The sequence below is a fragment of the Kitasatospora sp. NPDC004240 genome (assembly GCF_053603215.1).
On the sequence record NZ_JBSGFD010000156.1, the window covers coordinates 1 to 20,515 of the forward strand.

The following is a 20,515-nucleotide window of genomic DNA, read 5'->3' on the forward strand; positions in this document are numbered from 1 at the left end:
AGACACACATGGCAGTGATCTTCACGGACAGGACGACGCAAAGATCACCACCAGTGGATCAAGCCATGAAGTTGATCAATTACCCAACACTTTCTAAGGCGTGTCCGAGGACCCGGCGGGCCCCACCGCCCTGAGCAAGCGCTCCACGATCGCCTCCGCGCCGGCCCGGCCCCAGAGGATCGAGTAGTGATTGGTGTCCGGCACCGGGGAGGCCGAGAGCACCCGGCCCGGGTCGAGACCGGCCGCGGCGATCCGCTTCGCGTCGTACAGGCCCTGCGGCTCGTCGAGCAGCCCGCGCTCCGCCCACAGGAACTCGCCCGGGCAGGGCAACCGGTGCACGGCGGCGGCCGCGTCCTCGTCGAGCAGCACCTGGGCGCCGTCGACGCGGACCGCCTCCAGGACGCAGGAGGAGCGCAGCTCGGGCTCCTCCCCCACGAGGTCACGCTGGGTGTAGGCGTCGATCCCGTCGGACCAGTCGGTACCGAAGGCCGGGTGCCGCTGCCAGAAGGCCCGGTAGGCCTGCCGATCCGGGAACGTCATCGAGAGCCGGGCGAGCGCCGGGCCGAGCACGGCGGCCAGCGCATCCTCCTCGCCCACCCCTGCGGGCAGCGGGAAGCTGACGGCCCCGTCCACCAGGACGACCCGGCGGACGAGTCCGGGATGGCGGACCGCGGCCAGGGCGGTGACCCAGGCACCCATGGAGTGCCCGACGACGACCGTCGGCCCGAGACCGAGCGCGGTGATGACCGCGGCGACGTCGTCCGCGTGCCGGACCAGGCCGTAGGGGCCGGCCACCGTGCGGCTCGCACCGCGGCCCCGGAGGTCGGGGGCGAGCAGGGTGGCCCGGCCGGCGAGCGTCCGGGCCACCTCGTACCAGGCGAGCCCGTTGGCGGTGATGCCGTGCACCGCCAGGATCGTCGGGGCGTCCGGCACGGTGGCGGGCCAGCGGAGGAGCGTCAGGTCCCCGCCCGGTACCGGGACCGTCGATTCCTCGGGTTGCGGCGGTGACTGGCTCACGCGGGGCTACCTCCTGTCGGACGGGCACGACGGGCGCCGGATCGGCCGGCGGCCCCGGGGGAACGGGTGGAGCGGGCGGCCCGAACGCGGGCCGGCAGTCCGGCGAGGCCGCCGGGGAGCAGGTGGACGACGGCGACGAAGAGGCCGCCCAGCAGGAACAGCGGCTGGGAGAGCGGTACGCGCAGGACGGCGGGGAGGTCCGCGACGGCCTCCGAGTTGGCGAGGTCACCGAGTCGGTGACCGGCCCAGGTGTAGATGACGCCGCCGAGCAGCGGCCCCCAGCGGGTGCCCGACCCGCCGAGGACCACCATGACCAGCAGGGCGAGCGTGGCGTCGGAGGTGGCGGCCTGGGGCGTGGCGCCGCCGGTCAGCAGGAGGTGGACCACCCCGCCGACACCGGCGAGGCCTCCGGCGAGGACGAAGGCGATCAGCTTGTAGCCGTAGGGACGGAGTCCGAGCACCTCCACCCGGCGCTCGTTCTCCCTGATGCCCTCCCAGACCCGGCCGGTGGGCGAGCTGACGGCCCAGTGGACGGCGGCCAGCGTGAGGACGAGGTAGCCGACGGCGATCCAGTAGAGGTTGGCGGTGTTCTCGATGCCGAGGAGGGCGGCCGGCAACCGCTCGGCCGGGGCGGAACGCCCCTCCTCACCGCCGGTGATGCCGCCGGGGTTGCGTTGGACGAGGATCGAGCCGGCCTGGGCGAAGGCGAGCGTGACCATGGAGAAGCCGATGCCGGTGACGCGCAGGCTGACCGAGCCCAGCAGCAGGGCCAGCGCCACCGAGCAGGCGACGCCGAGGACGGCCGCCGCCACGAAGGGGAGTTCGAGCTCCAGCATGGCGAGGTCCGTGGCGTACAGACCGGTCGCGAAGTAGAGGGCGTGACCGAAGGAGAGCAGTCCGGTGCGGCCGAGCAGCAGGTCGTACCCGGTGGCGAGCGCCCCGTAGAGCAGGCACAGGGCGATGAGCTGGAGACTTCCCGGGCTGCCGAGCGGACCGTCGAGCAGTCCCGGGACGGGAAGCGCACTGTATGGGGCGACAAGGAGCACGATCAGCGGAGCGATCGGCCACCAGCGTAGCGCTCGGTGCAGCAGTGTCGAGCCCTCGGTGACCGATTCACCTGTTCGAGGGATGGCGCCGCCGTCGGACCCTCGTTCAGAATGTCTCTCGGCAGGGCTGGTGTCAGTCCCCCCTGCCGAGGTGGTGGCGGTCGGACCGATCGCGGTGCCGGCGGCACCCGGGGTCGGAGTGGTGTCGGCGCTCACGCGAGCCTCCCGGTGAGTCCGCGGGGTCGTACGAGGAGCAGTACGGCCAGGAGGACGACGACCGACAGGTCGCCGAGTCCGGCAGCGGTGTAGTAGTTGGCGAACTGCTGGACGAGACCCACGCACACGGAGGCCACGGCGGCTCCGGTGACGGACCCCATGCCACCCATCACGACGACGACGAACGCGAAGATGAGCAGACCGGTCCCCTGTCCGGGGTTGACCGAACCGAAGTAAAGGCCGCCGAGGGCACCACCGAGTGCGGCGGCCGCCCCACCGATGGCGAAGACGAGGGTGAACGCCTTGCGGACGTCGACACCGAGCGCGGTGACCATGGCCCGGTCCTCCACGCCGGCCCGGACGATCAGCCCGTAGCGGGTACGGGCGAGGAACAACCGAAGAGCGAGCAGCAGCAGAACGGCCGCGGCCACGAGCACGAAGCGGTTGACCGGGACGGTCGCACCGAGCATGTGCCAGGTGCCCGAGAGCAGGGCCGGCTGCGGGAAGGGGCGGGCGTCGGCGCCCCACACACCCATCAGGAGAGCGGGCACGGCCAGGCCCACACCGACCGTCGCGAGGATCTGGTCCCGCGGGCGGCTGTAGAGCGGGCGGATCAGGAGGAGTTCGAGCAGGACGGCCGCGGCCGTCCCGACGACCGTGCCGAAGGGCACGGCGAGCCAGAAGGAGAGCCCGGCCTCGGTGCCGGCCCACCACGTCGCATAGGCGCCGACGGAGAGCAGGGCACCGTGCGCGAAGTTGAGCACGTCCATCAGACCGAAGATCAGGGACAGTCCGGAGGCGACCAGGAAGTACAACGCACCCAGTCCGAGTCCGGTACAGGTAAGGAGAACAATGGTGTCCATCAGGGGTTCACCTCCGAGGCGACGGCAGGGCCCGACGGGGCCGCGGCGGGGTCCGCCGGACCGGCACCGGCAGACGGCGGGACGGCCGCGGACCGGGCGGCCGACCGGTGACCCCCGACGCCCAGGAGGCGACGGGCGGCCTCCTCGTCGGCCAACAGCTCCGCGGTGTCGCCCCGGTGGGCGGTGCGGCCGTCGGCGAGTACCGCGCACGTCCCGGCCAGCCGGCGGACCAGGGCGAGGTTCTGCTCGACCAGGAGGACGGGCACGGCCTCGGCCGCTCGCGCCAGAACATCGGCCACCTCGGCAACGATCTTCGGCGCCAGGCCCTTGGTGGGCTCGTCGGCGATGATCAGCCGGTTCCGGTTGAGCAGCGTCCTGGCGATCGCCACCATCTGCTGCTGACCACCGGAGAGCGTTCCGGCCGGTTGGCCGGCCCGCCGGGCGAGCTCCGGGAACAGCTCATGCACCAGTTGGTACGCGGGCTCGGCCTCCCCGGCCCGCTCGGCGAGACGGAGGTTCTCCGCCACGGTCAGTCCCGCGAAGATCCCACGATCCTCGGGGGCGTACCCGATGCCCTGGCGAGCCACGAGATGCGTGGGCAGCACGGAGAGTTCGGTGCCCGCGAAGCGGACGCTGCCGGTACGCGGGACGAGTCCCATCACGGCCTTCACCGTGGTGGTCTTGCCCGCACCGTTGCGGCCGAGCAGCGCGGTCACCCCGGTCGGCGCGACATCGAGGTCGACCCCGTGCAGGATGTGCAGCCCCTCGATGACCACCCGGAGATCCCGTACCGAGAGGAGGGCCCCGGAAGCAGAAACATCCGATCCACCGGCGCCGGAGTCCTCGTCACGGCCGGCGGAGGCGGTCCCGACGAAAGGAGTGTCGTTCACAGCGCCTCACCCAGGTAGGCCTGTTGCACGGTGGCATCGGCCATGACCGACTCGGGCGTGTCGAGTGCCAGCAGCGTGCCGTGATGCATCACGGCCAGGCGGTCCGCGAGGCCGAGCAGGACATCCATGTGGTGCTCCACCATCAGTACGGTGCGGCCGAGGTCCCGGTGCACCGAGCGGATCAGCTCGGTGAGGGCGGGCACCTCCTCCGCGCTGACACCGGCCATCGGTTCGTCCAGCAGGATCAGCCGTGGGTCGGAGACCAGCAGGACGGCGAGTTCGAGCTTGCGCTTCTCCCCGTGCGAGAGCGCGGCCGCCAAGGTCCCGGCCCGGTGCGCCAGTTCGGTGCGCTCAAGGGTCTCGGCCACCTGGCCCGCGTAACGATCGGCGCGGCGCCAGATCCGGTACGAGGCCCGCGGCCCGGCCGCGGCCTGGGCGGCGAGCCGCACATGATCCGCAACCGTCATCCCGGGCCACAGGGAGGAGGTCTGAAAGGTCCGGCCCAGCCCACGGCGTGCCCTGGCGTGCACCGGCTCCGCCGTGACGTCGACACCGTCGAGCTCCAGCGATCCCCGGCCGGCCGGATGGATGCCCGAGATCAGATTGAACAGGGAGGTCTTGCCGGCGCCGTTGGGGCCGATGAAGGCGATGAACTCACCCTCCCCCACCGAGAAGGAGACATCCTCCACGATGGGGACACCACCCACCGACCAGCTGAGGCCGCGCAACCGCAACACCGGCGCCACCATGGCCGAGGCGGCGGAGGCGGCGGAGGCGGACGGGGAGACGGAGGCGGCAGAGGCAGCGGAGGCGGAAGCAGCTGAGACGGCGGAAGCGGACGGGGAGACGGGATCACGCATCCGGATCAGCCCGCCATCGGGGTGACCGGGGGCGCCACCTCGTCCGCGGTCAGCGTCTTCTCCACGGAGGGCCTGGCGGCCGCTCCGGTGCCCGTCAGCCGGACCTGGAACATCGGCTGGAGCAGGGCGTGGTCCTCGGCCCGGACCGTCGTCCGGCCCTTGACCCCGTCGAAGCTCCAGCCCTCCAGGGCCTTCACCAGGACCGAGGTGTCGTCGGCCGAGCCGTTGCCGGCCTCCAGGGCGTGCACGATCATCTGGGCGGCGGTGAAGCCGTCCGGGGTGAAGATGTCCGACCTGCCGCCGGCGGCGGTGACGGCCTCGTCCATCGCCTTCTCGACCGGGGTACCGGCGGCTCCGGCGAAGTAGTGGTTCAGGAAGGAGATCTTCTCGCCCGCCGGGCCGAACAGCGGGTAGGAGGCCGCGAGGTCGAGACCGGTGACGACCTTGGTCTGGGCGAACACGTCCTGCTGGCTCAGCGCCGTCCAGAGGGCCGACGCGCTGTCACCGGCCCAGGCGACGAACAGCAGGTCGGGCTTGGCGGTCCTGGCCTGGGTGGCGAACGGGGTGAGGTCGGTGGCGCTCGGCGGGGCGAGGACGGCGTCCACGGTGGCGCCCTGGGTGCCGAGCACCGCCTTCACGGCGGCCACGTTGGCCTGCCCGAACGCGCTGTCCTGAGCGAGCACGGTGACCTTCTTGCCCTTGGCGTCACCGATGAACGAGGCCGCGGTCCTGATGTCCTGGTAGGACTGGCGGCCGGAACGGAAGGTGTACTTGTTCAACCCGGTCGCCTTGTCGGCGGCCGCCGGCCCGCTGATGAAGAGCACCTTGTTCTGCGCGGCGATCGGGCCGACCTGGAGGGCCACGCCCGAGGCGGTGGATCCGGCCAGGATCTTGTGGCCCTTGCCGATGAGGTCCTTGGCAGCCGACACCGCCTTGGCCGGGTCACCCGCGTCGTCCTGCTCCTCGAACTCGATCCGGTGCCCGTTGACCGTGCCGGTGCCCTTGGTCGCGTAGTTCAGGCCGGCCTTGAAGCCCTCCAGGTACTGCTTGCCGTACGCGGCGAGCGGCCCGGTCCTGGAGTACACGAGGCCGACCTTGACCGAGCCCTTCGCACCCTTACCGCCGTCGGCCGACGAGGTTCCGGCGGTCCCGGCCTCGGCGCACCCGGCGGCGAGCAGCACGCACGCCGCGACGGCGGCCAGCCTGCGCGCGGATCCGCCGGATCCGCCGGATCCACTGGTTCCGCTGCGGCCGGCGGTGCCTGCGGGAGCGCCGGAGGCGGCCCTGGTCTGGGGTGTCGAGCTGCGCATGGTGACCGACTCCTGGGGGTGCTGCGGGGGTGGATGCCGGAACCGTAGGTGCGGTGCGGAGAGGGCGACATGTGCTCGAACGACGTATCAGCGCCACCGGTTGTGGGCGCGGGATCCATACCCCGGCCCCGGAGCCCCGGCCGGGGGCGCCCGGTGTGGCCGGCCGCCATGTGCCCGTACGGACGCGTGGCGGTGGCCGCCATGGCCCGGGCTGCCCGTCCCCGGTGACCGTGGTGCACCGGCACCCCCGCCGCTTCCACCTCCCCGCCCCCGCCCCCCACCCCAGCTCCCACCCGACCCCCTCACCCCTCACCCGACCCTCCCCTTGAAGAGGTGACCCTTTGGACAAGGTCCTGGACTCCCCCGCCGACGCGGTCGGGGACATCCCCGACGGCGCCGAACTGGCCGTCGGCGGCTTCGGCCTCTGCGGCATCCCCAGCACGCTCATCGGCGCACTCGTCGCCGCCGGGACCACCGGGTTGCGGGTGGTCTCCAACAACTGCGGCGTGGACGACTGGGGGTTGGGCCTGCTGCTGCGGGCCGGACGGATCGCCCGGATGACCTCCTCCTACGTCGGCGAGAACAAGGAGTTCGCCCGGCAGTACATGTCCGGCGAACTGGAGGTGGAGCTGATCCCACAGGGAACGCTGGCCGAGCGCCTGCGGGCGGGCGGCGCGGGGATCCCCGCCTTCTTCACCCCCGCCGGGGTGGGCACCCAGGTCGAGGAGGGCGGTCTGCCGTGGCGGTACGGCGCCGACGGTTCCGTCCGCGTGGCCTCGCCGCCCAAGGAGGTGCGGGAGTTCGGCGGCCGGCGCTACCTGCTGGAGGAGGGCATCACGGCGGACTTCGCCCTGGTCCGCGCCGAGGTGGCGGACCGCCACGGCAACTGCGTCTTCCACGCCGCCGCCCGCAACTTCAACCCCCTGTGCGCCACCGCCGGACGGATCACGATCGTCGAGGCCGACCGGATCGTGGAGCCGGGCCGGATCGGCCCCGACGCCGTCCACCTGCCGGGCGTCTACGTCGACCGGGTGGTCGCCGCCGATCCCGCCGACCGCCGCATCGAGCGGTGCACGATCCGCCCCGTCCCCCAGGAGGCCTGACCACCATGACCTCGCCGACCGGCCCGGCCACGACCACGGCCACAGCCACGACCACAGCCGCCACCGCACCCGCCGCCACAGCGACAGCCGGCGCACCCACCACGGCCCCGGCCGTCGAACCCCTCGACCCCCGGAACGCGCTCGCGGCCCGGGCCGCCCGGGAGTTGCGCGACGGACAGTACGTGAACCTGGGCATCGGGCTGCCCACCCTGATACCGAACCACCTTCCACCGGGCGTGCACGTGGTGCTGCACTCGGAGAACGGCATCCTCGGCGTGGGCCCGTACCCGGTGCGGGGCACCGAGCACCCGGACCTCATCAACGCCGGCAAGGAGACGGTGACGGTCACCGCCGGCGCCTCGTACTTCGATTCGGCCTTCTCCTTCGGCATGATCAGGGCCGGCCGGATCGACGTCTCGGTCCTGGGCGCGATGCAGGTCTCGGCCACCGGTGACCTGGCCAACTGGATGATCCCGGGGAAGACGGTCAAGGGCATGGGCGGCGCGATGGATCTGGTCCACGGCGCCCGCCGGTTGATCGTCGTCATGGAGCACACCGCCAAGGACGGCTCCCCGAAGATCGTCGACGAGCTGTCGCTGCCTGCCACCGGACGCGGTGTCGTGCACCGGATCGTCACCGACCTGGCCGTCATCGACGTGACCCCGGCCGGACTCCAGTTGGTGGAGACGGCCCCTGGCGTGGGGGTCGAGCAGGTCCGGGCGGCGACCGGGCCGCGCCTCCTCCTGCCGGGCTGAGCACCCGCCCGACCACCGTCGAAGGCCGGACCGCCCCGCACCGGTCAGCCGGCGATCGTCCGCGGAGCGGTCCGACCTTCGCGTGCGCATTCACACGCGCATTCGCGCACGCATTCGAGCGCAGATCCGCGATTCACGCCGATAACACCGATAACACCTGCGGTCGCGGGGATGGCCGAACTCCGCCACATCCCCGCGGCCGGGCAGTGATCATCCGACGGCCCTGTTGCGATCACGCAATGCCTCCGGGAGAGTTGGGGCGATCCAGGGGTCCGGCACACCACAAGGGGAGTTCACGCGGTGGGCCGAAACCCCGCATCCGCGGCGGCATTGCACCGCAATCGATCGTGCGCGTTTTAATGATTGACGGCCCGGAACCACCTCGGACCGAGGGGTTCACCGGGCGGTGTTCCGATCGGACGATCGGAACACCTGGACGAACGGCCCCGGGGGAAGCGGGTCGCCGCCGCGCCGCGACACCGGTACGCCGTGCCTCCCGGCCGGAGAGCGCACGGTGGGGCCGGCGAGCGGGTCGGCCACGGGGGGAGCTCGATCATGGACGGACCTTTCGGACGGGCGGGGTGTTCCACGGACGAGGACGAGCGGACCGCGGCACCGGGGCCGGACCCGGCCCCGGCCCCGGTTCCCGAAGCGCCGTACGACTACGCGCATTTCAGCCGTCTCGCCGGCCCGCCGATCACCGTCGACGACATCCTGGACGGCCACCGGGACTACTACCAGGACGGCCACCAGAACGGCCACCCGCCCTATCGCGTCCGGTACCGGAGCCTGCTGCGCCGCGAACCGCACCGGATCCGGGCCGCGCTGCTGCTGATCGCGGCGCCGGTCGTCGAGGCGGTGCTGCTGTGCTGGCTGTTACTGCCCGGGCACTGGCCCGAGCGGCCCGGCGAGACCCAGACCTGGTTACTCGTCGGCGACAAGGTGATGGTCGCGATCGTGGCGCTGGTCGAGGTCTTCCGCCTGGTCAACGTCGTCTCCAACGCCCACGCCACCCTGGTGGCCCGTGATCCCGTCCCCGTCGTACCGGAGTCCGGCACCCGGGTCGCCTTCCTCACCACCTGCGTCCCGGGCAAGGAACCCCCGGAGATGGTCCGCGCCACCCTCACCGCCGCACTGGACGTACGCCACCACGGGCCGTACGACGTCTGGCTGCTGGACGAGGGCGACGAGCCCGGAATGCGCTCCCTCTGCGCCGAGCTGGGCGCACGGCACTTCAGCCGTCGGGGCGTCGGGCGGTGGAACGGTGCCAAGGGCCGGTTCCGCGCCGGGAGCAAGCACGGCAACTACAACAGCTGGCTCGAAGCGCACGGCGCGGACTACGACTTCTGGGTGTCGGTGGACACCGACCACGTACCGCTGCCCGAGTTCTGCGAACGGATGCTGGGGTACTTCCGCGACCCCGATGTGGCGTTCGTCGTCGGCCCGCAGGTGTACGGCAACTACCGCAGTTCCGGATCGGCGGTCACCAGGTTCTCGGAGAGCCAGCAGTTCCTCTTCCACGCACTGATCCAGCGGGCCGGGAACCGTTACGGCGCACCGATGTTCGTCGGCACCAACAACGCCGTGCGGATCGGGGCCCTGCGCTCGATCGGCGGGCTGTACGACTCGATCACCGAGGACATGGCGACCGGGCTGGAGTTCCACCGCCGCCGCAATCCGGACACCGGGGCCCGCTGGAAGTCCGTCTACACACCGGACGTCCTCGCGGTCGGCGAGGGCCCGTCCTCCTGGACCGACTTCTTCTCCCAGCAACTGCGCTGGAGCCGGGGCACCTACGAGACCCTCCTCACCCAGTACTGGCGGGCGGCCCGGCAGCTGTCGCCCGGGCGGCTGCTCAACTACACGCTGATGGTCTGCTTCTACCCGATGGCGGCGCTCACCTGGCTGCTGGGCGGGGTGTCCAGCGTGCTGTACCTGGGGTTCGGGGTCTCGGGCGTCCAGGTGTCCTCGGAGATCTGGATGATGCTGTACAGCGACGCGGCCGCGCTGCAGGTGCTGCTCTACACCTGGAACCGCAAGCACAACGTCAGCCCGCACGAGCCGGCCGGCTCCTCCGGGGTGGCGGGCATGGTGATGTCGGCACTCTGCGGTCCCATCTATGCGGCATCGTTGCTGCAAGCGGTGTTCCGCCTGCCCAGCCGCTTCGTGGTGACCCCGAAGGGCGGGTCGGCGAGCCCCGACCGGCTCCGGACCTTCCGGGTCCACCTGTTCTGGGCGCTGGTCCTCGGCGGGGCGGTCACCGCCTCCTTCTTCACCGGGCACGGGCACACCGCCATGCGCACCTGGGCCTGTGTCGCGCTGCTCGCCTGCCTGTTGCCGGTGCTGCTCCTCGCGGCGGACGCCGTCCGCGCACGCCTCGCCCGGCCCACCTCCACGCTCAGCCTGATGCCGCCGGCCCCGGCACCGGCCGTCTCGGCCACCCGGGCCGTCCGGGCCACCCCCGCCGTCCCCGCCGTCCCCGCACAGCTGCGCGGCGCGCCGGAGGCGAGTACCCAGGGCCGCGCCCCCACCACCACACACTGACCCTCCGCCCCACCGGCGCCCCACGCAGCGCACGCCGCACGCAGCACGCAGCACGCAGAGCACCGCCGCACACGCAGAGCACGCCGAGCAGCCGCACCAGGGGGACCCTCACCATGAAGATCCGCACCACCGCCCCGCGCGTGGGCCGCGTCCGGCGCTTCGCGCTCGGCAGCACCGTCGCGCTCACCGTGGCCGGGATGAACGCGCCGGCCGTACTCGGCTTCGCCTCCGAGCAGTACCACCAGTACGTGATCAACCGTCCCGAGTACAAGGCGGAGTACGGACACTGGCAGACCGTCACCCTGCCCGCCGAGTTCCGGATCAACGCGATCCACGCGACGCTGCTGCGCACCGGGAAGATCCTGATCATCGCGGGTTCCGGCAACGACCGGCGCGGCTTCGACGCGGGCAGCTTCAAGAGCCTGCTGTGGGACCCGGTCGCCAACACCTACAGGTCGGTCCCGACGCCCGCCGACATGTTCTGCGGCGGTCACGCCTCGCTGCCCGACGGCCGGGTGCTGGTGGCCGGCGGCACCCTGCGCTACGAGGCGCTGGACGGCGCGGTGAAGAGGGCCGCGGGCACCGTGCGGGTGCGCAACGAGAACCCGGACGCCGCCCGGACGTTCCCCAGGGGCACGGTGTTCGTGTCACCGGACGGCCGCGAGTACGCGTCCACCGCCGAGGTGACCGTCCCGGCCGCGACCAAGACCGGCTCCGGTGCGCGGACGGTGGTGGAGGCCGGCGAGCGGAAGGTGTTCGCCGAGGCGGTCGCCGAGGGCCCCGAGTACGTCGCGGGCTCCCCCGCGCAGTACACGATCAAGGGTCTGACCGGCGCGGACGCCCGCAACCTCTACGGCATGAGCGAGCGGATGACGCTGGAGAAGCAGGACTTCCAGGGCATCCGCTCCGCCTTCGAGTTCAATCCCGACACCGAGCTGTACGAGCCGGTCACCGACATGGCGTACGCCCGCTGGTACCCGACCCTGACCGGGCTCGGGGACGGCCGGGTGGTCACCGTGTCGGGGCTGGACGAGACCGGGCGGATCCTGAGCGGCAACGACAACGAGTACTACGATCCAGCGTCCAGGACCTGGTCCAAGGCGCCCGACCGCTACTTCCCCACCTATCCGTCGATCTTCCTGACCGCCTCCGGCCGGCTGTTCTACTCCGGTTCCAACGCGGGCTACGGCCCCGCGGACAGGGGCCGCGACCCGGGCCTGTGGGACCTGCGGGACAACAGCTTCCAGCCGGTCACCGGCCTGCGCGACCCGGCGCTCACCGAGACCTCCTCCTCGGTGCTGCTGCCGCCGGCCCAGGCGCAGCGGGTGATGGTGCTGGGCGGCGGGGGCGTCGGCGAGTCACCGCTGTCCACGGCCCGTACGGACATCGCGGACCTCTCGGCGCCGAGGCCGGTCTTCACCCCGGGCCCGGACCTACCGGCCGGGGGCACCCGCTACCTCAACAGCGTGATCCTGCCGGACGACACCGTGTTCACCACCGGCGGCTCCGCCGACTACCGGGGCAAGGGCCGCAGCGACCTGCTCAGGGCGCAGGTCTACCACCCGGACAGCAACACCTTCACCACCGCCGCCGAACCGACCGTCGGCCGCGACTACCACTCCGAGGCGCTGCTGCTGCCGGACGGACGGGTCGTCGTGCTCGGCTCCGACCCGCTCTTCGCCGACGAGGACGACACCGCGCCGGCGTCCTTCGAGCAGCGCGTCGAGATCTACACCCCGGCGTACCTGTTCCACGGCGAGCGCCCCCGGCTGACCGGGGCGCCGGACACGGCGCGGCTGGGCGGCGCCGTCACGGTGGGCGCGGAGAGGCCGGAGGCGGTCGCCACGGCGAAGCTGATCCGGCCGAGTTCGGTCACCCATGCGACCGACGTGGAGCAGCGCTCGGTCGCCCTGGACGTCACCGGCCGCACCGGGAACTCGGTGACCCTGTCCCTGCCGACCAACGCCGATCTGCTGCCGCCCGGCTGGTACATGCTGTTCGTGACGGACGGCGCCGGCACCCCGTCGGTGGCCCGCTGGATGAGGGTCACCGCCTGAACCCACCGCCTGCGCCCGCCACCGTACGGGAGCGAGGGCGCCCGCGGTGCTCAGGCCCGGACCAGCCCCAGCGCGTACGGCAGCCAGAACTGGCCCGCCCGGGGTTCGCCGCGGCCGCACTCGCCGTCCGACTCCCCGGGGTTCTTGATCCACAGGTAGGCGTCCACCCCGGGCCGGCCGGTGCCGGTGGTCGGGGCCTCGCCCAGTTTGCGGCCGGGCGGATTGCACCAGGCCTCGCCGCTCAGCGGGCCGTTGCCGTTGCGGCTGGTGTCGATGACGAAGGGCTTCCCGCCGAGCAGGCCGGACAGTTCGGCACCGTAGGCCGCGCTCTGCTCGGTGGTGAAGAAGTTGGAGACGTTGACCGCGAAGCCGTCCGCGACCCCGGCGCCGGATTTGCGCAGGGCCTCGGCGAGGGCCGGCCGGTCCTTCGTCCAGCCGGGGTTGCCGGCGTCCAGGTAGACCCGGGCCTGCGGGTTCCTCTTGAACTCCTGCACCGCGAAGGCCAGCAGCCCGTACCGCTCGGCGACGAGATCGCCCTTCGCCCCACAGCTGTCCAGGGTGTGCGCGACGGCGTCCGGCTCCAGGATCACCCAGGCCCTGCGGTCGCCGAGGGCCGCGGCCAGTTCGGTGACCCAGGCCCGGTAGGCGGCCGCGTCGGGCGCCCCGCCCGCCGAGTACAGGCCGCAGTCCCGGTGCGGGATGTTGTAGACGACGAAGACCGCGGTCCGGCCGACCCCGGCGGCGGACCGGCTGACCTGCTGCGCGATGGTCCGCGCGTCGTTGTCGGCGAGCCACTGCGAGGAGGGTTGGGCGGCGATCCGGGTGAGGGCGTCGGCCTCCGCCGCCCGGCCCTGGCCGCGCAGGGCGGTCACCTGCTGGGCGGCCAGGGTCCGGTCGGAGACGAAGAAGGTCTGGCCCGGCAGCTGGGGTGCGCCCGGACCGGACGCGCCCCCGGCGGACGAACCGCCCGTGGTCGCGTCACCCCCGCCGGAACCACCCGTGCCCCCGGAAGCAGCCGCGCCACCGGAGCCGGCCGACCCGGTGCAGCCGGCCAGGCCCGCCATCAGTCCCAGCACCGCGGCCCCGACGGCCAGCCGGTACCCCGCCCCTCGCCCCACCCGGCGCACGTACAGCCCCTCCCAGACCCGGTCCGGTGACCCGGTCGGCACCAGCTTCGCACACCGGGCACGGCCCGCCCGCCGACCGTCCGGCCCGCGGATCGGACGGTCGGACCGGGCGTCAGGACCGGTGCGGGGAAGGGCCGGTGCTCACTTCTGCTTGAGGTCCGGCACCCGCCAGTCGATCGGCTCGACGCCGAAGCCGTCCAGCGCCTCGTTGATCTGCGAGAACGGGCGGCTGCCGAAGAACAGCTTGGCCGACAGCGGCGACGGGTGCGCACCCTGCACCACGACGTGCCGGGAGGTGTCGATCAGCGGCAGCTTCTTCTTCGCGTAGTTGCCCCACAGCACGAAGACCACGGGCTCCTCGCGGTCGCTGACCGCCTTGATCACCGCGTCGGTGAACTTCTCCCAGCCCTTGGCCTTGTGCGAGTTGGGCTCGTGCGCGCGCACCGTGAGCACCGCGTTGAGCAGCAGCACGCCCTGCTCGGCCCAGTGCATCAGGTACCCGTTGTCGGGGGCCGGGACGCCGAGGTCGGCGTCCAGCTCCTTGAAGATGTTGCGCAGCGACGGCGGGGTCTTGGTGCCCGGCAGGACGGAGAAGCTCATGCCGTGCGCCTGGCCGTCGTCGTGGTACGGGTCCTGGCCGAGGACGAGCACCCGGACCTTCTCGTACGGCGTGGCCTCCAGCGCCGAGAACTCCTGGCCGCTGGGCGGGAACACCTGGTGCTCCGCGCGCTGGGCCGCCACGAAGGCCGCCAGCTCGGCGAAGTACGGCTTCTCGGTCTCGGCGCCCAGCACCGGGCTCCAGGACTCGGGCAGCTCCAACCCGCCGGCCCCCGGCTCCGTCACGCCCGCCTCGACAGTGTCCGTCACGACATCAACCTCCCACCGGGCGGCGGCTCACCACCGCACCGCCCCGACCTGCGGCGTACCTCGGTCGCCTGCCCCGTACGCCTCTTTCCACCCAGAACGCTACACAGCCCCACTGACAGGAGCCTCCTCGGAGCCGTCCTTCACGCCCCCGCAGCGGCCTCCGACCCGGCCCCGGGAGCGGACCCGACCGCCTCCGGCCCTGCCCCGGGACCGGCCTCCGACCCGGGCCGCGGCACGACGGCACCCCCGATCCCGTCCCCGTCGCCGGCCCGGCCCGCCCGGGTCACCCGCACGTGCTCGACCACGTTGAGCGCCACCAGCACGGCCGCCAGCACCAGCAGCACCACCAGCGCCGGCATCCGCACCATCAGCGGGAGCAGCACCAGCACGACCCCGGCCGCGACCAGCCGGGTCGTCGACACCGAGCGGAACATCATCCACCGGGTGTAGCCGAAGGTCAGCAGGTACAGCGCGCAGCCGCCGTACAGCAGGCCCACGGTGCCGGGGCCGAGCGCGTGGGTCGGCTCGGCCACCGTCTCGCCGAAGCCGACGGCGACCGCGATCACCCCGGCGACCAGCGCCAGGTGCCCGTACTGGAAGACCCGGCGGACCAGGTCGCGGCGCGAGGCGGCGACCGTCACCGCGTGCCGCATGGCGTCCGCCGCGTGCACGAAGTACTGCCACCACAGGCCGCAGGAGATGGTGAACGCCGCCGCCACCGCGGTCAGTTCCGCCGCGTCCAGGTGTGCGGCGGCGGCCGTCGCACCGATGCCGACGATCGACTCGCCGAGCGCCACCAGCAGGAACAGCGCGAACCGCTCCGGCATGTGGGAGGGGTGGTACGCCACCCGCGCCAGCCGGCTGCGGAACACCAGCGGCGCGGAGAGGTCGCACAGCGCCGCGAGCGCCCACAGCGCGACCCGGGGCCCCTCCGGCAGCAGCCCGCCCGCGAGCAGCAGCGGCCCGCTGACCAGCACGCCCACCCCGTACGGGCCGCGCCAGGCGCCCGGGATGCGTATCACCATGGCCAGCAGCACCAGCCGGGCCGCCCAGTACCCGGCGCCCAGCAGCAGGCCCCGGCCCTCGTAGGCGCCGGGCACGGCGAGCGCCATGAACAGGCCGGACAGCCCGACGGCGAAGATGCCGAGGCGGTCCTTCGGGGTGTCCACGTCGCGGATGTTGGCCTGCACGGTGGTGCCCACCCAGCACCAGTACACCGGCACGAACACCACCAGGGCCCGCGCGATGCCCGCCCAGTCGTGGTGGTGGTGCAGCAGTCCGGAGACCTGCGTGATGGCGAAGACGAACACCAGGTCGAAGTAGAGCTCCGCCCAGGTGACCCGCTTCTCCTCACCCGACTCACCCGGCCTGCCCGACTCACCCGACGCGCCCGACTCCACCGGTCCGGCCACACCGGACACCTCGCCCGACTCCGCCGCCCCGGCAGCCTCGACCGGCTCGCCCGTACCGCTCATCCGCCCCCTCCTTCGATGAGTCGCTCGGCACCGCACGGAACTCCCCTGCCCGGCGGTACACGGCGGGCCCCGCCCCCGGCCGTACCGGGGACAGGGCCCTTGACCTGCGGACACCGCCGGGCCGGCGGTGCCGCTGGATCAGCTCCGCTAGATCAGCTCGACCAGATCGGCGATCGAGTTGACCACCCGGGTCGGCCGGTACGGGAAGCGCTCCACGTCCGCGGCCGCCGTGAGACCGGTCAGCACCAGGATGGTCTCCATGCCCGCCTCCATGCCGGCGACGATGTCGGTGTCCATCCGGTCGCCGATCATGACGGCGCTCTCCGAGTGGGCGCCGGCGGTGTTCAGCGCCTCGCGCATCATCAGCGGGTTGGGCTTGCCGACGAAGTACGGCTCCACACCGGTCGCCTTGGTGATCAGCGCCGCGACCGAACCGGTCGCCGGCAGCACGCCCTCGGTGGACGGGCCGGTCTCGTCCGGGTTGGTGCAGATGAACCGGGAACCCTGGTTGATCAGGCGGATCGCCTTGGTGAGCGCCTCGAAGCTGTACGTCCGGGTCTCGCCCAGGACCACGTAGTCCGGGTTGTTGTCGGTCAGCACGTAGCCGGCCTGGTACAGCGCGGTGGTCAGACCGGCCTCGCCGATCACGTACGCGGTGCCGCCGGGCCGCTGGCCCTTGAGGAACTTCGCGGTGGCCAGGGCCGAGGTCCAGATGCACTCCTCCGGCACCTCCAGGCCCATGCCGGCCAGCCGGGCGCTGAGGTCGCGAGGGGTGTAGATCGAGTTGTTGGTCAGCACCAGGAACGGCTTGCCGGACTCCCGCAGCCGGCGCAGGAACTCCTCCGCGCCGGGGATCGGCGTGCCCTCGTGGATGAGGACCCCGTCCATGTCGGTCAGCCAGGACTCGATGGGCTTGCGGTCTGCCACGTGCGTGTCTCCCGAAGTCTTGCGACGTCTTGCTCTGGTCGTACGAAACTGCGGCGCACCGCCGTCACCGCTGCGCCTCCCACCGGCCGGACCCTCCTCGGGACACCGGACCGCCGGGGGTACCACTGGCTGCCCCAACGGGGCACAGCCTAATCCGCACACCTGCCCGACGGCAGCACGTCCCGCCCACCGGACGGGACCGCGCACGGGCTCCCCGGGGCCGCACGGGACCGCCCGCGACCGCCGCACCGCCCGCCGCCCCCGACCGCCACCCGTGCCTCAAGGACTCCTTAAGTCGCCCCTAACCGCTCTGATGACCCCTCAGCGACCCCTTCCACTGCGGCTAGCGTGAGGGCACACCCTCCCCCACCGGCTCCCTTCGAAGGGGTTCTCCGCCATGCCCGTGCGCCACCGCCTGTCCGCCGTCGCCCTCGTCCTCGCCACCACCGGCCTCACCACGGTCCTCGGCAGTGGCACCGCCGCGGGGCACGGTTCGATGCAGAACCCGCTCAGCCGGGTCGAGGGCTGCTTCCTGGAGGGTGCCGAGAACCCGAAGTCGGCCGCGTGCAAGGCCGCCGTCGCCACCGGCGGCAAGGCCGCGCTGTACGACTGGATGAGCCTGCGGATCGGCGACGCGGCCGGACGCCACCGCCAGCTGATCCCGGACGGCAAGCTGTGCAGCGCCGGCGACCCCGTCTACACGGGGATGGACCTGCCGCGCGCCGACTGGCCCGCCACCAACCTCACCGCCGGCGCCGACTTCACCTTCCGCTACCGGGCCACCGCGCCGCACCGGGGCAGCTTCCAACTGTTCATCACCAACGCCTCCTACGACCCGACCAAGCCGCTGGCCTGGTCGAACCTGGAGTCGCAGCCCTTCCTCACGGTCACCGACCCGAAGCTGGTCGACGGCTCCTACGTGCTGCCCGGGAAGATCCCGGCCAACCGGACCGGACGCCAGCTGATCTACGCGATCTGGCAGCGCTCGGACAGCCCGGAGGCGTTCTACTCCTGCTCGGACGTCGTCTTCGACGGCAGCGGCACCGCCCCGACCACCGGCGGCACCACCGGCACGACGACGGGCGGGACCGGCACCGGCGGAACCACCACCGGAGGCACCACCACGGGAGGCGCCACCGGCGGCGGTACGGGCGGCAGCCACCCGGGCGGCCACGACCACCCGACCGCCGCTCCCACCGCCACCACCGGCGCGCCCGCCCCCGCCCCGGCCACGTCGAGCGCCGTCGCGCCCGCACCGGCGACCGACCGCACCACCCAGGCCGCCACCGGCACGGCCGGCACCACTCCGACCGCGGCCGGGGCCGGGGCCGCCGCACCCTCGTCCACCACCGCGGAGGCCGGGAACCTCGCCCAGACCGGCTCCGACCGCTCCATCGGGATCATCGCCTCGGTCGGCTCCGCCTTCCTGCTGGCCGGTGCCGCCGTGGCCGTGATCCACCGCAAGCGCCGCAGCCCCGGCGCCCACGCGCGCTGACCCCCACCCCGACCGACCACCCCGACCGACCACCCCGACCGACCACCCGCGGACCGGACCACCCCGACCGCGGACCGGACCACCCCGACCGCCGGCCCGGCCCCGCACGCGCACCCCACATGCGCACCCCCACACGCGGCCGGGCCGGCCGGGCCCCTGCGGGACGGGCCCGACCAAACCCGGGCCAACCGGGCGCACCGTGATTGAGTAGGGCGCATGAGCCCCACGTCACGCCCCACCTCGCGCCCCCCGTTCCGCGTCGGCCTGGTCGGCTATGGCCTGGCCGGCTCCGCCTTCCACGCCCCGCTGATCGCCAGCACGCCCGGGCTCCGGCTGGACGCGGTGGTCACCGCCAACCCCGACCGCCGCGCCCAGCTGGAGCGGGACCACCCCGGCACCCGGGCCCTCGACACCCCCGAGCAGCTCCTCGCCGAACGCGACGACCTCGACCTGGTCGTCATCGCCTCCCCCAACCGCACCCACGTCCCGCTCGCCGGGGCCGCGCTGCGCGCCGGGCTGGCGACCGTCGTCGACAAGCCGCTGGCCGCCACCGCCGCCGAGGCCCTGGAGCTGTGCAAGCTCGCCGAGGAGCGGGGCACGCTGCTCTCGGTCTTCCAGAACCGCCGCTGGGACGGCGACTTCCTCACCGCCCGCCGCCTGATCGAGGAGGGCGCGCTGGGCCGGGTGCACCGCTTCGAGTCCCGCTTCGAGCGGTTCCGGCCGAAGCCGAAGCCCGGCTGGCGCGAGCTGGCCGACCCGGCCGAGGTCGGCGGCACGCTGTACGACCTCGGCAGTCACCTGGTCGACCAGGCGCTCGCCCTGTTCGGTCCGGTGGACACGGTCTACGCCGAGATCGACGTCCGCCGGGACGGCGCGGTGGTCGACGACGACGCCTTCCTCGCGCTCACCCACGCCTCCGGCACCCGGTCCCACCTGTGGACCAGCGCCATCACCCCGCTGGCCGGCCCCCGGCTGCGGGTGCTCGGCGACACCGCCGGGTACCTGAAGTTCGGCATGGACCCGCAGGAGGCCGACCTGCGGGCCGGCCACCGCCCGGACGGCGCCCGCCCCTGGGGCGCGGACGAGCCCGCCCGCTACGGGACCCTGGGCACGGACGGGTCCTCCGCCCAGGTCGCCACCGACCCCGGTGACTACCCGGCCTACTACGCCGGCGTCGCCGCCGCCCTGGCCGACCCGGGTACCCCGCCCCCGGTCGACCCGCGCGACGCGGTCGCCACCCTCACCGTCCTGGAGGCCGCCCGCGCCTCCGCGGCCACCGGGAAGGCCGTCCGCCTGGACTGAACCGGTCCGGGCCCGGACCCGGAGCGGGCCCGGACCGGGGAACCCCGGAAGCCCGGGCGCCCCGGGGTCAGATCCCGATGACCTCGACCGCCGGGCCCAGCCCCCGGAAGTCGCCGACGTTGCGCGTGTACAGCGGCAGGCCGTGGGCCGAGGCGACGGCGGCGATCATCAGGTCGATCCGGCGCGGACGCGGGAGCCGCCCGGCGGCGATGGTGAGCGTCACCAGGGTGCCGTACCGGGCGGCGGCGTCCGCGTCGAAGGGCAGCGGGTCGAAGTCCGCCATCGCCGCACCCAGCACTTCGAGGCGGGCGGCCCGGGTGACCGGGTCGCGCGCCATCGACACGCCCTGCTGCAGCTCGGCGAAGGTGATCGCGGTCAGCTCCGGCACGGCCGGCAGGTCCGCCGGGCTGAGCAGCGCCAGATCGATGTACACACAGGTGTCGAGCACCCCGGCCGGCCGGCGCCGGGAGGCGCGCCTTCGCTCAGCCACGGCGTCCCCGTCCGGTCGTGCCGCCGCGCCCGGCCGGCCGGCCGCCCCCGGCCCCGCCCCCCCCCGCCCCACAGATAGGTAGAGCACACGACAGAACTCCAGTCACACCGGAGAAAATCGCGTATTCCCTATTCTGTTTGAATAATTTTTGTGTGTGGTGTGGGTGTTTGT

The 20,515-nt window shown here is 73.0% G+C and carries 17 protein-coding genes; 6 read left to right on the forward strand and 11 right to left on the reverse strand.

Annotated elements, in window-relative coordinates; translation table 11 throughout:
- Positions 1-93: 93 nt before the first annotated feature.
- The 6 genes from ACWEQL_RS31480 to ACWEQL_RS31505 form a co-directional block, all read right to left on the reverse strand.
- On the reverse strand, positions 94-1,017 hold the full coding sequence (locus tag ACWEQL_RS31480; RefSeq protein ID WP_452153761.1) for an alpha/beta fold hydrolase: 924 nt from the start codon (positions 1,015-1,017) through the stop codon (positions 94-96).
- Positions 1,014-2,147, reverse strand: a complete 1,134-nt coding sequence (locus ACWEQL_RS31485; RefSeq protein ID WP_452153776.1) for a branched-chain amino acid ABC transporter permease — start codon at positions 2,145-2,147, stop codon at positions 1,014-1,016. The genes ACWEQL_RS31480 and ACWEQL_RS31485 overlap by 4 nt, the downstream gene beginning before the upstream one ends.
- 128 nt (positions 2,148-2,275) lie before the next feature.
- Positions 2,276-3,142 (reverse strand): branched-chain amino acid ABC transporter permease, encoded by an 867-nt coding sequence (locus ACWEQL_RS31490; RefSeq protein ID WP_452153762.1) that lies wholly within the window; start codon positions 3,140-3,142, stop codon positions 2,276-2,278.
- The gene (locus ACWEQL_RS31495; protein WP_452153763.1) at positions 3,142-3,918 is read right to left on the reverse strand and encodes an ABC transporter ATP-binding protein; all 777 of its coding nucleotides are present in this window, start codon (positions 3,916-3,918) and stop codon (positions 3,142-3,144) included. Before ACWEQL_RS31495 ends, ACWEQL_RS31490 begins: the two co-directional genes overlap by 1 nt.
- A gap of 110 nt (positions 3,919-4,028) precedes the next feature.
- Positions 4,029-4,781 (reverse strand): ABC transporter ATP-binding protein, encoded by a 753-nt coding sequence (locus ACWEQL_RS31500; RefSeq protein WP_452153777.1) that lies wholly within the window; start codon positions 4,779-4,781, stop codon positions 4,029-4,031.
- Between the two features lie 116 nt (positions 4,782-4,897).
- Positions 4,898-6,202 carry a substrate-binding domain-containing protein gene (locus ACWEQL_RS31505; protein WP_452153764.1) on the reverse strand — a complete coding sequence of 435 codons (1,305 nt, stop codon included), beginning with the start codon at positions 6,200-6,202 and terminating at the stop codon, positions 4,898-4,900.
- 341 nt (positions 6,203-6,543) lie between these two features.
- Here ACWEQL_RS31505 and ACWEQL_RS31510 point away from each other — a divergent pair, with 341 nt between their 5' ends.
- From ACWEQL_RS31510 to ACWEQL_RS31525, 4 genes are all read left to right on the forward strand, one after another.
- Positions 6,544-7,305, forward strand: coding sequence for a CoA transferase subunit A (locus tag ACWEQL_RS31510; RefSeq protein WP_452153765.1), 762 nt, complete (start codon positions 6,544-6,546; stop codon positions 7,303-7,305).
- A gap of 5 nt (positions 7,306-7,310) precedes the next feature.
- The gene (locus ACWEQL_RS31515; protein WP_452153766.1) at positions 7,311-8,060 is read left to right on the forward strand and encodes a 3-oxoacid CoA-transferase subunit B; all 750 of its coding nucleotides are present in this window, start codon (positions 7,311-7,313) and stop codon (positions 8,058-8,060) included.
- Positions 8,061-8,615: 555 nt separating this feature from the next.
- Positions 8,616-10,604, forward strand: a complete 1,989-nt coding sequence (locus ACWEQL_RS31520; RefSeq protein WP_452153767.1) for a glycosyltransferase family 2 protein — start codon at positions 8,616-8,618, stop codon at positions 10,602-10,604.
- 113 nt (positions 10,605-10,717) lie between these two features.
- Complete coding sequence (locus tag ACWEQL_RS31525) at positions 10,718-12,661, forward strand: galactose oxidase-like domain-containing protein (protein ID WP_452153768.1); 1,944 nt, start codon at positions 10,718-10,720, stop codon at positions 12,659-12,661.
- Between the two features lie 50 nt (positions 12,662-12,711).
- On the opposite strand, the gene ACWEQL_RS31530 is transcribed toward ACWEQL_RS31525, so the two are convergent.
- From ACWEQL_RS31530 to ACWEQL_RS31545, 4 genes are all read right to left on the reverse strand, one after another.
- On the reverse strand, positions 12,712-13,830 hold the full coding sequence (locus ACWEQL_RS31530) for a glycoside hydrolase family 6 protein (protein ID WP_452153769.1): 1,119 nt from the start codon (positions 13,828-13,830) through the stop codon (positions 12,712-12,714).
- Between the two features lie 99 nt (positions 13,831-13,929).
- Positions 13,930-14,655, reverse strand: coding sequence for a uracil-DNA glycosylase (locus ACWEQL_RS31535; protein WP_452153770.1), 726 nt, complete (start codon positions 14,653-14,655; stop codon positions 13,930-13,932).
- Between the two features lie 140 nt (positions 14,656-14,795).
- The gene (locus tag ACWEQL_RS31540) at positions 14,796-16,130 is read right to left on the reverse strand and encodes a low temperature requirement protein A (RefSeq protein ID WP_452153771.1); all 1,335 of its coding nucleotides are present in this window, start codon (positions 16,128-16,130) and stop codon (positions 14,796-14,798) included.
- Positions 16,131-16,277: 147 nt separating this feature from the next.
- The gene (locus ACWEQL_RS31545) at positions 16,278-17,057 is read right to left on the reverse strand and encodes an HAD-IIA family hydrolase (protein ID WP_452153772.1); all 780 of its coding nucleotides are present in this window, start codon (positions 17,055-17,057) and stop codon (positions 16,278-16,280) included.
- A gap of 397 nt (positions 17,058-17,454) precedes the next feature.
- Between ACWEQL_RS31545 and ACWEQL_RS31550 the strand changes: the two genes are divergently transcribed.
- Together ACWEQL_RS31550 and ACWEQL_RS31555 are read left to right on the forward strand one after the other, a co-directional pair.
- Positions 17,455-18,552 (forward strand): lytic polysaccharide monooxygenase auxiliary activity family 9 protein, encoded by a 1,098-nt coding sequence (locus ACWEQL_RS31550; protein WP_452153773.1) that lies wholly within the window; start codon positions 17,455-17,457, stop codon positions 18,550-18,552.
- A gap of 216 nt (positions 18,553-18,768) precedes the next feature.
- A complete protein-coding gene (locus ACWEQL_RS31555; protein WP_452153774.1) occupies positions 18,769-19,854 on the forward strand; it encodes a Gfo/Idh/MocA family protein in 1,086 nt (361 codons plus the stop codon).
- A 67-nt stretch (positions 19,855-19,921) separates the two neighbouring features.
- On the opposite strand, the gene ACWEQL_RS31560 is transcribed toward ACWEQL_RS31555, so the two are convergent.
- Complete coding sequence (locus ACWEQL_RS31560) at positions 19,922-20,344, reverse strand: PIN domain-containing protein (protein WP_452153775.1); 423 nt, start codon at positions 20,342-20,344, stop codon at positions 19,922-19,924.
- Between the last annotated feature and the right edge of the window lie 171 nt (positions 20,345-20,515).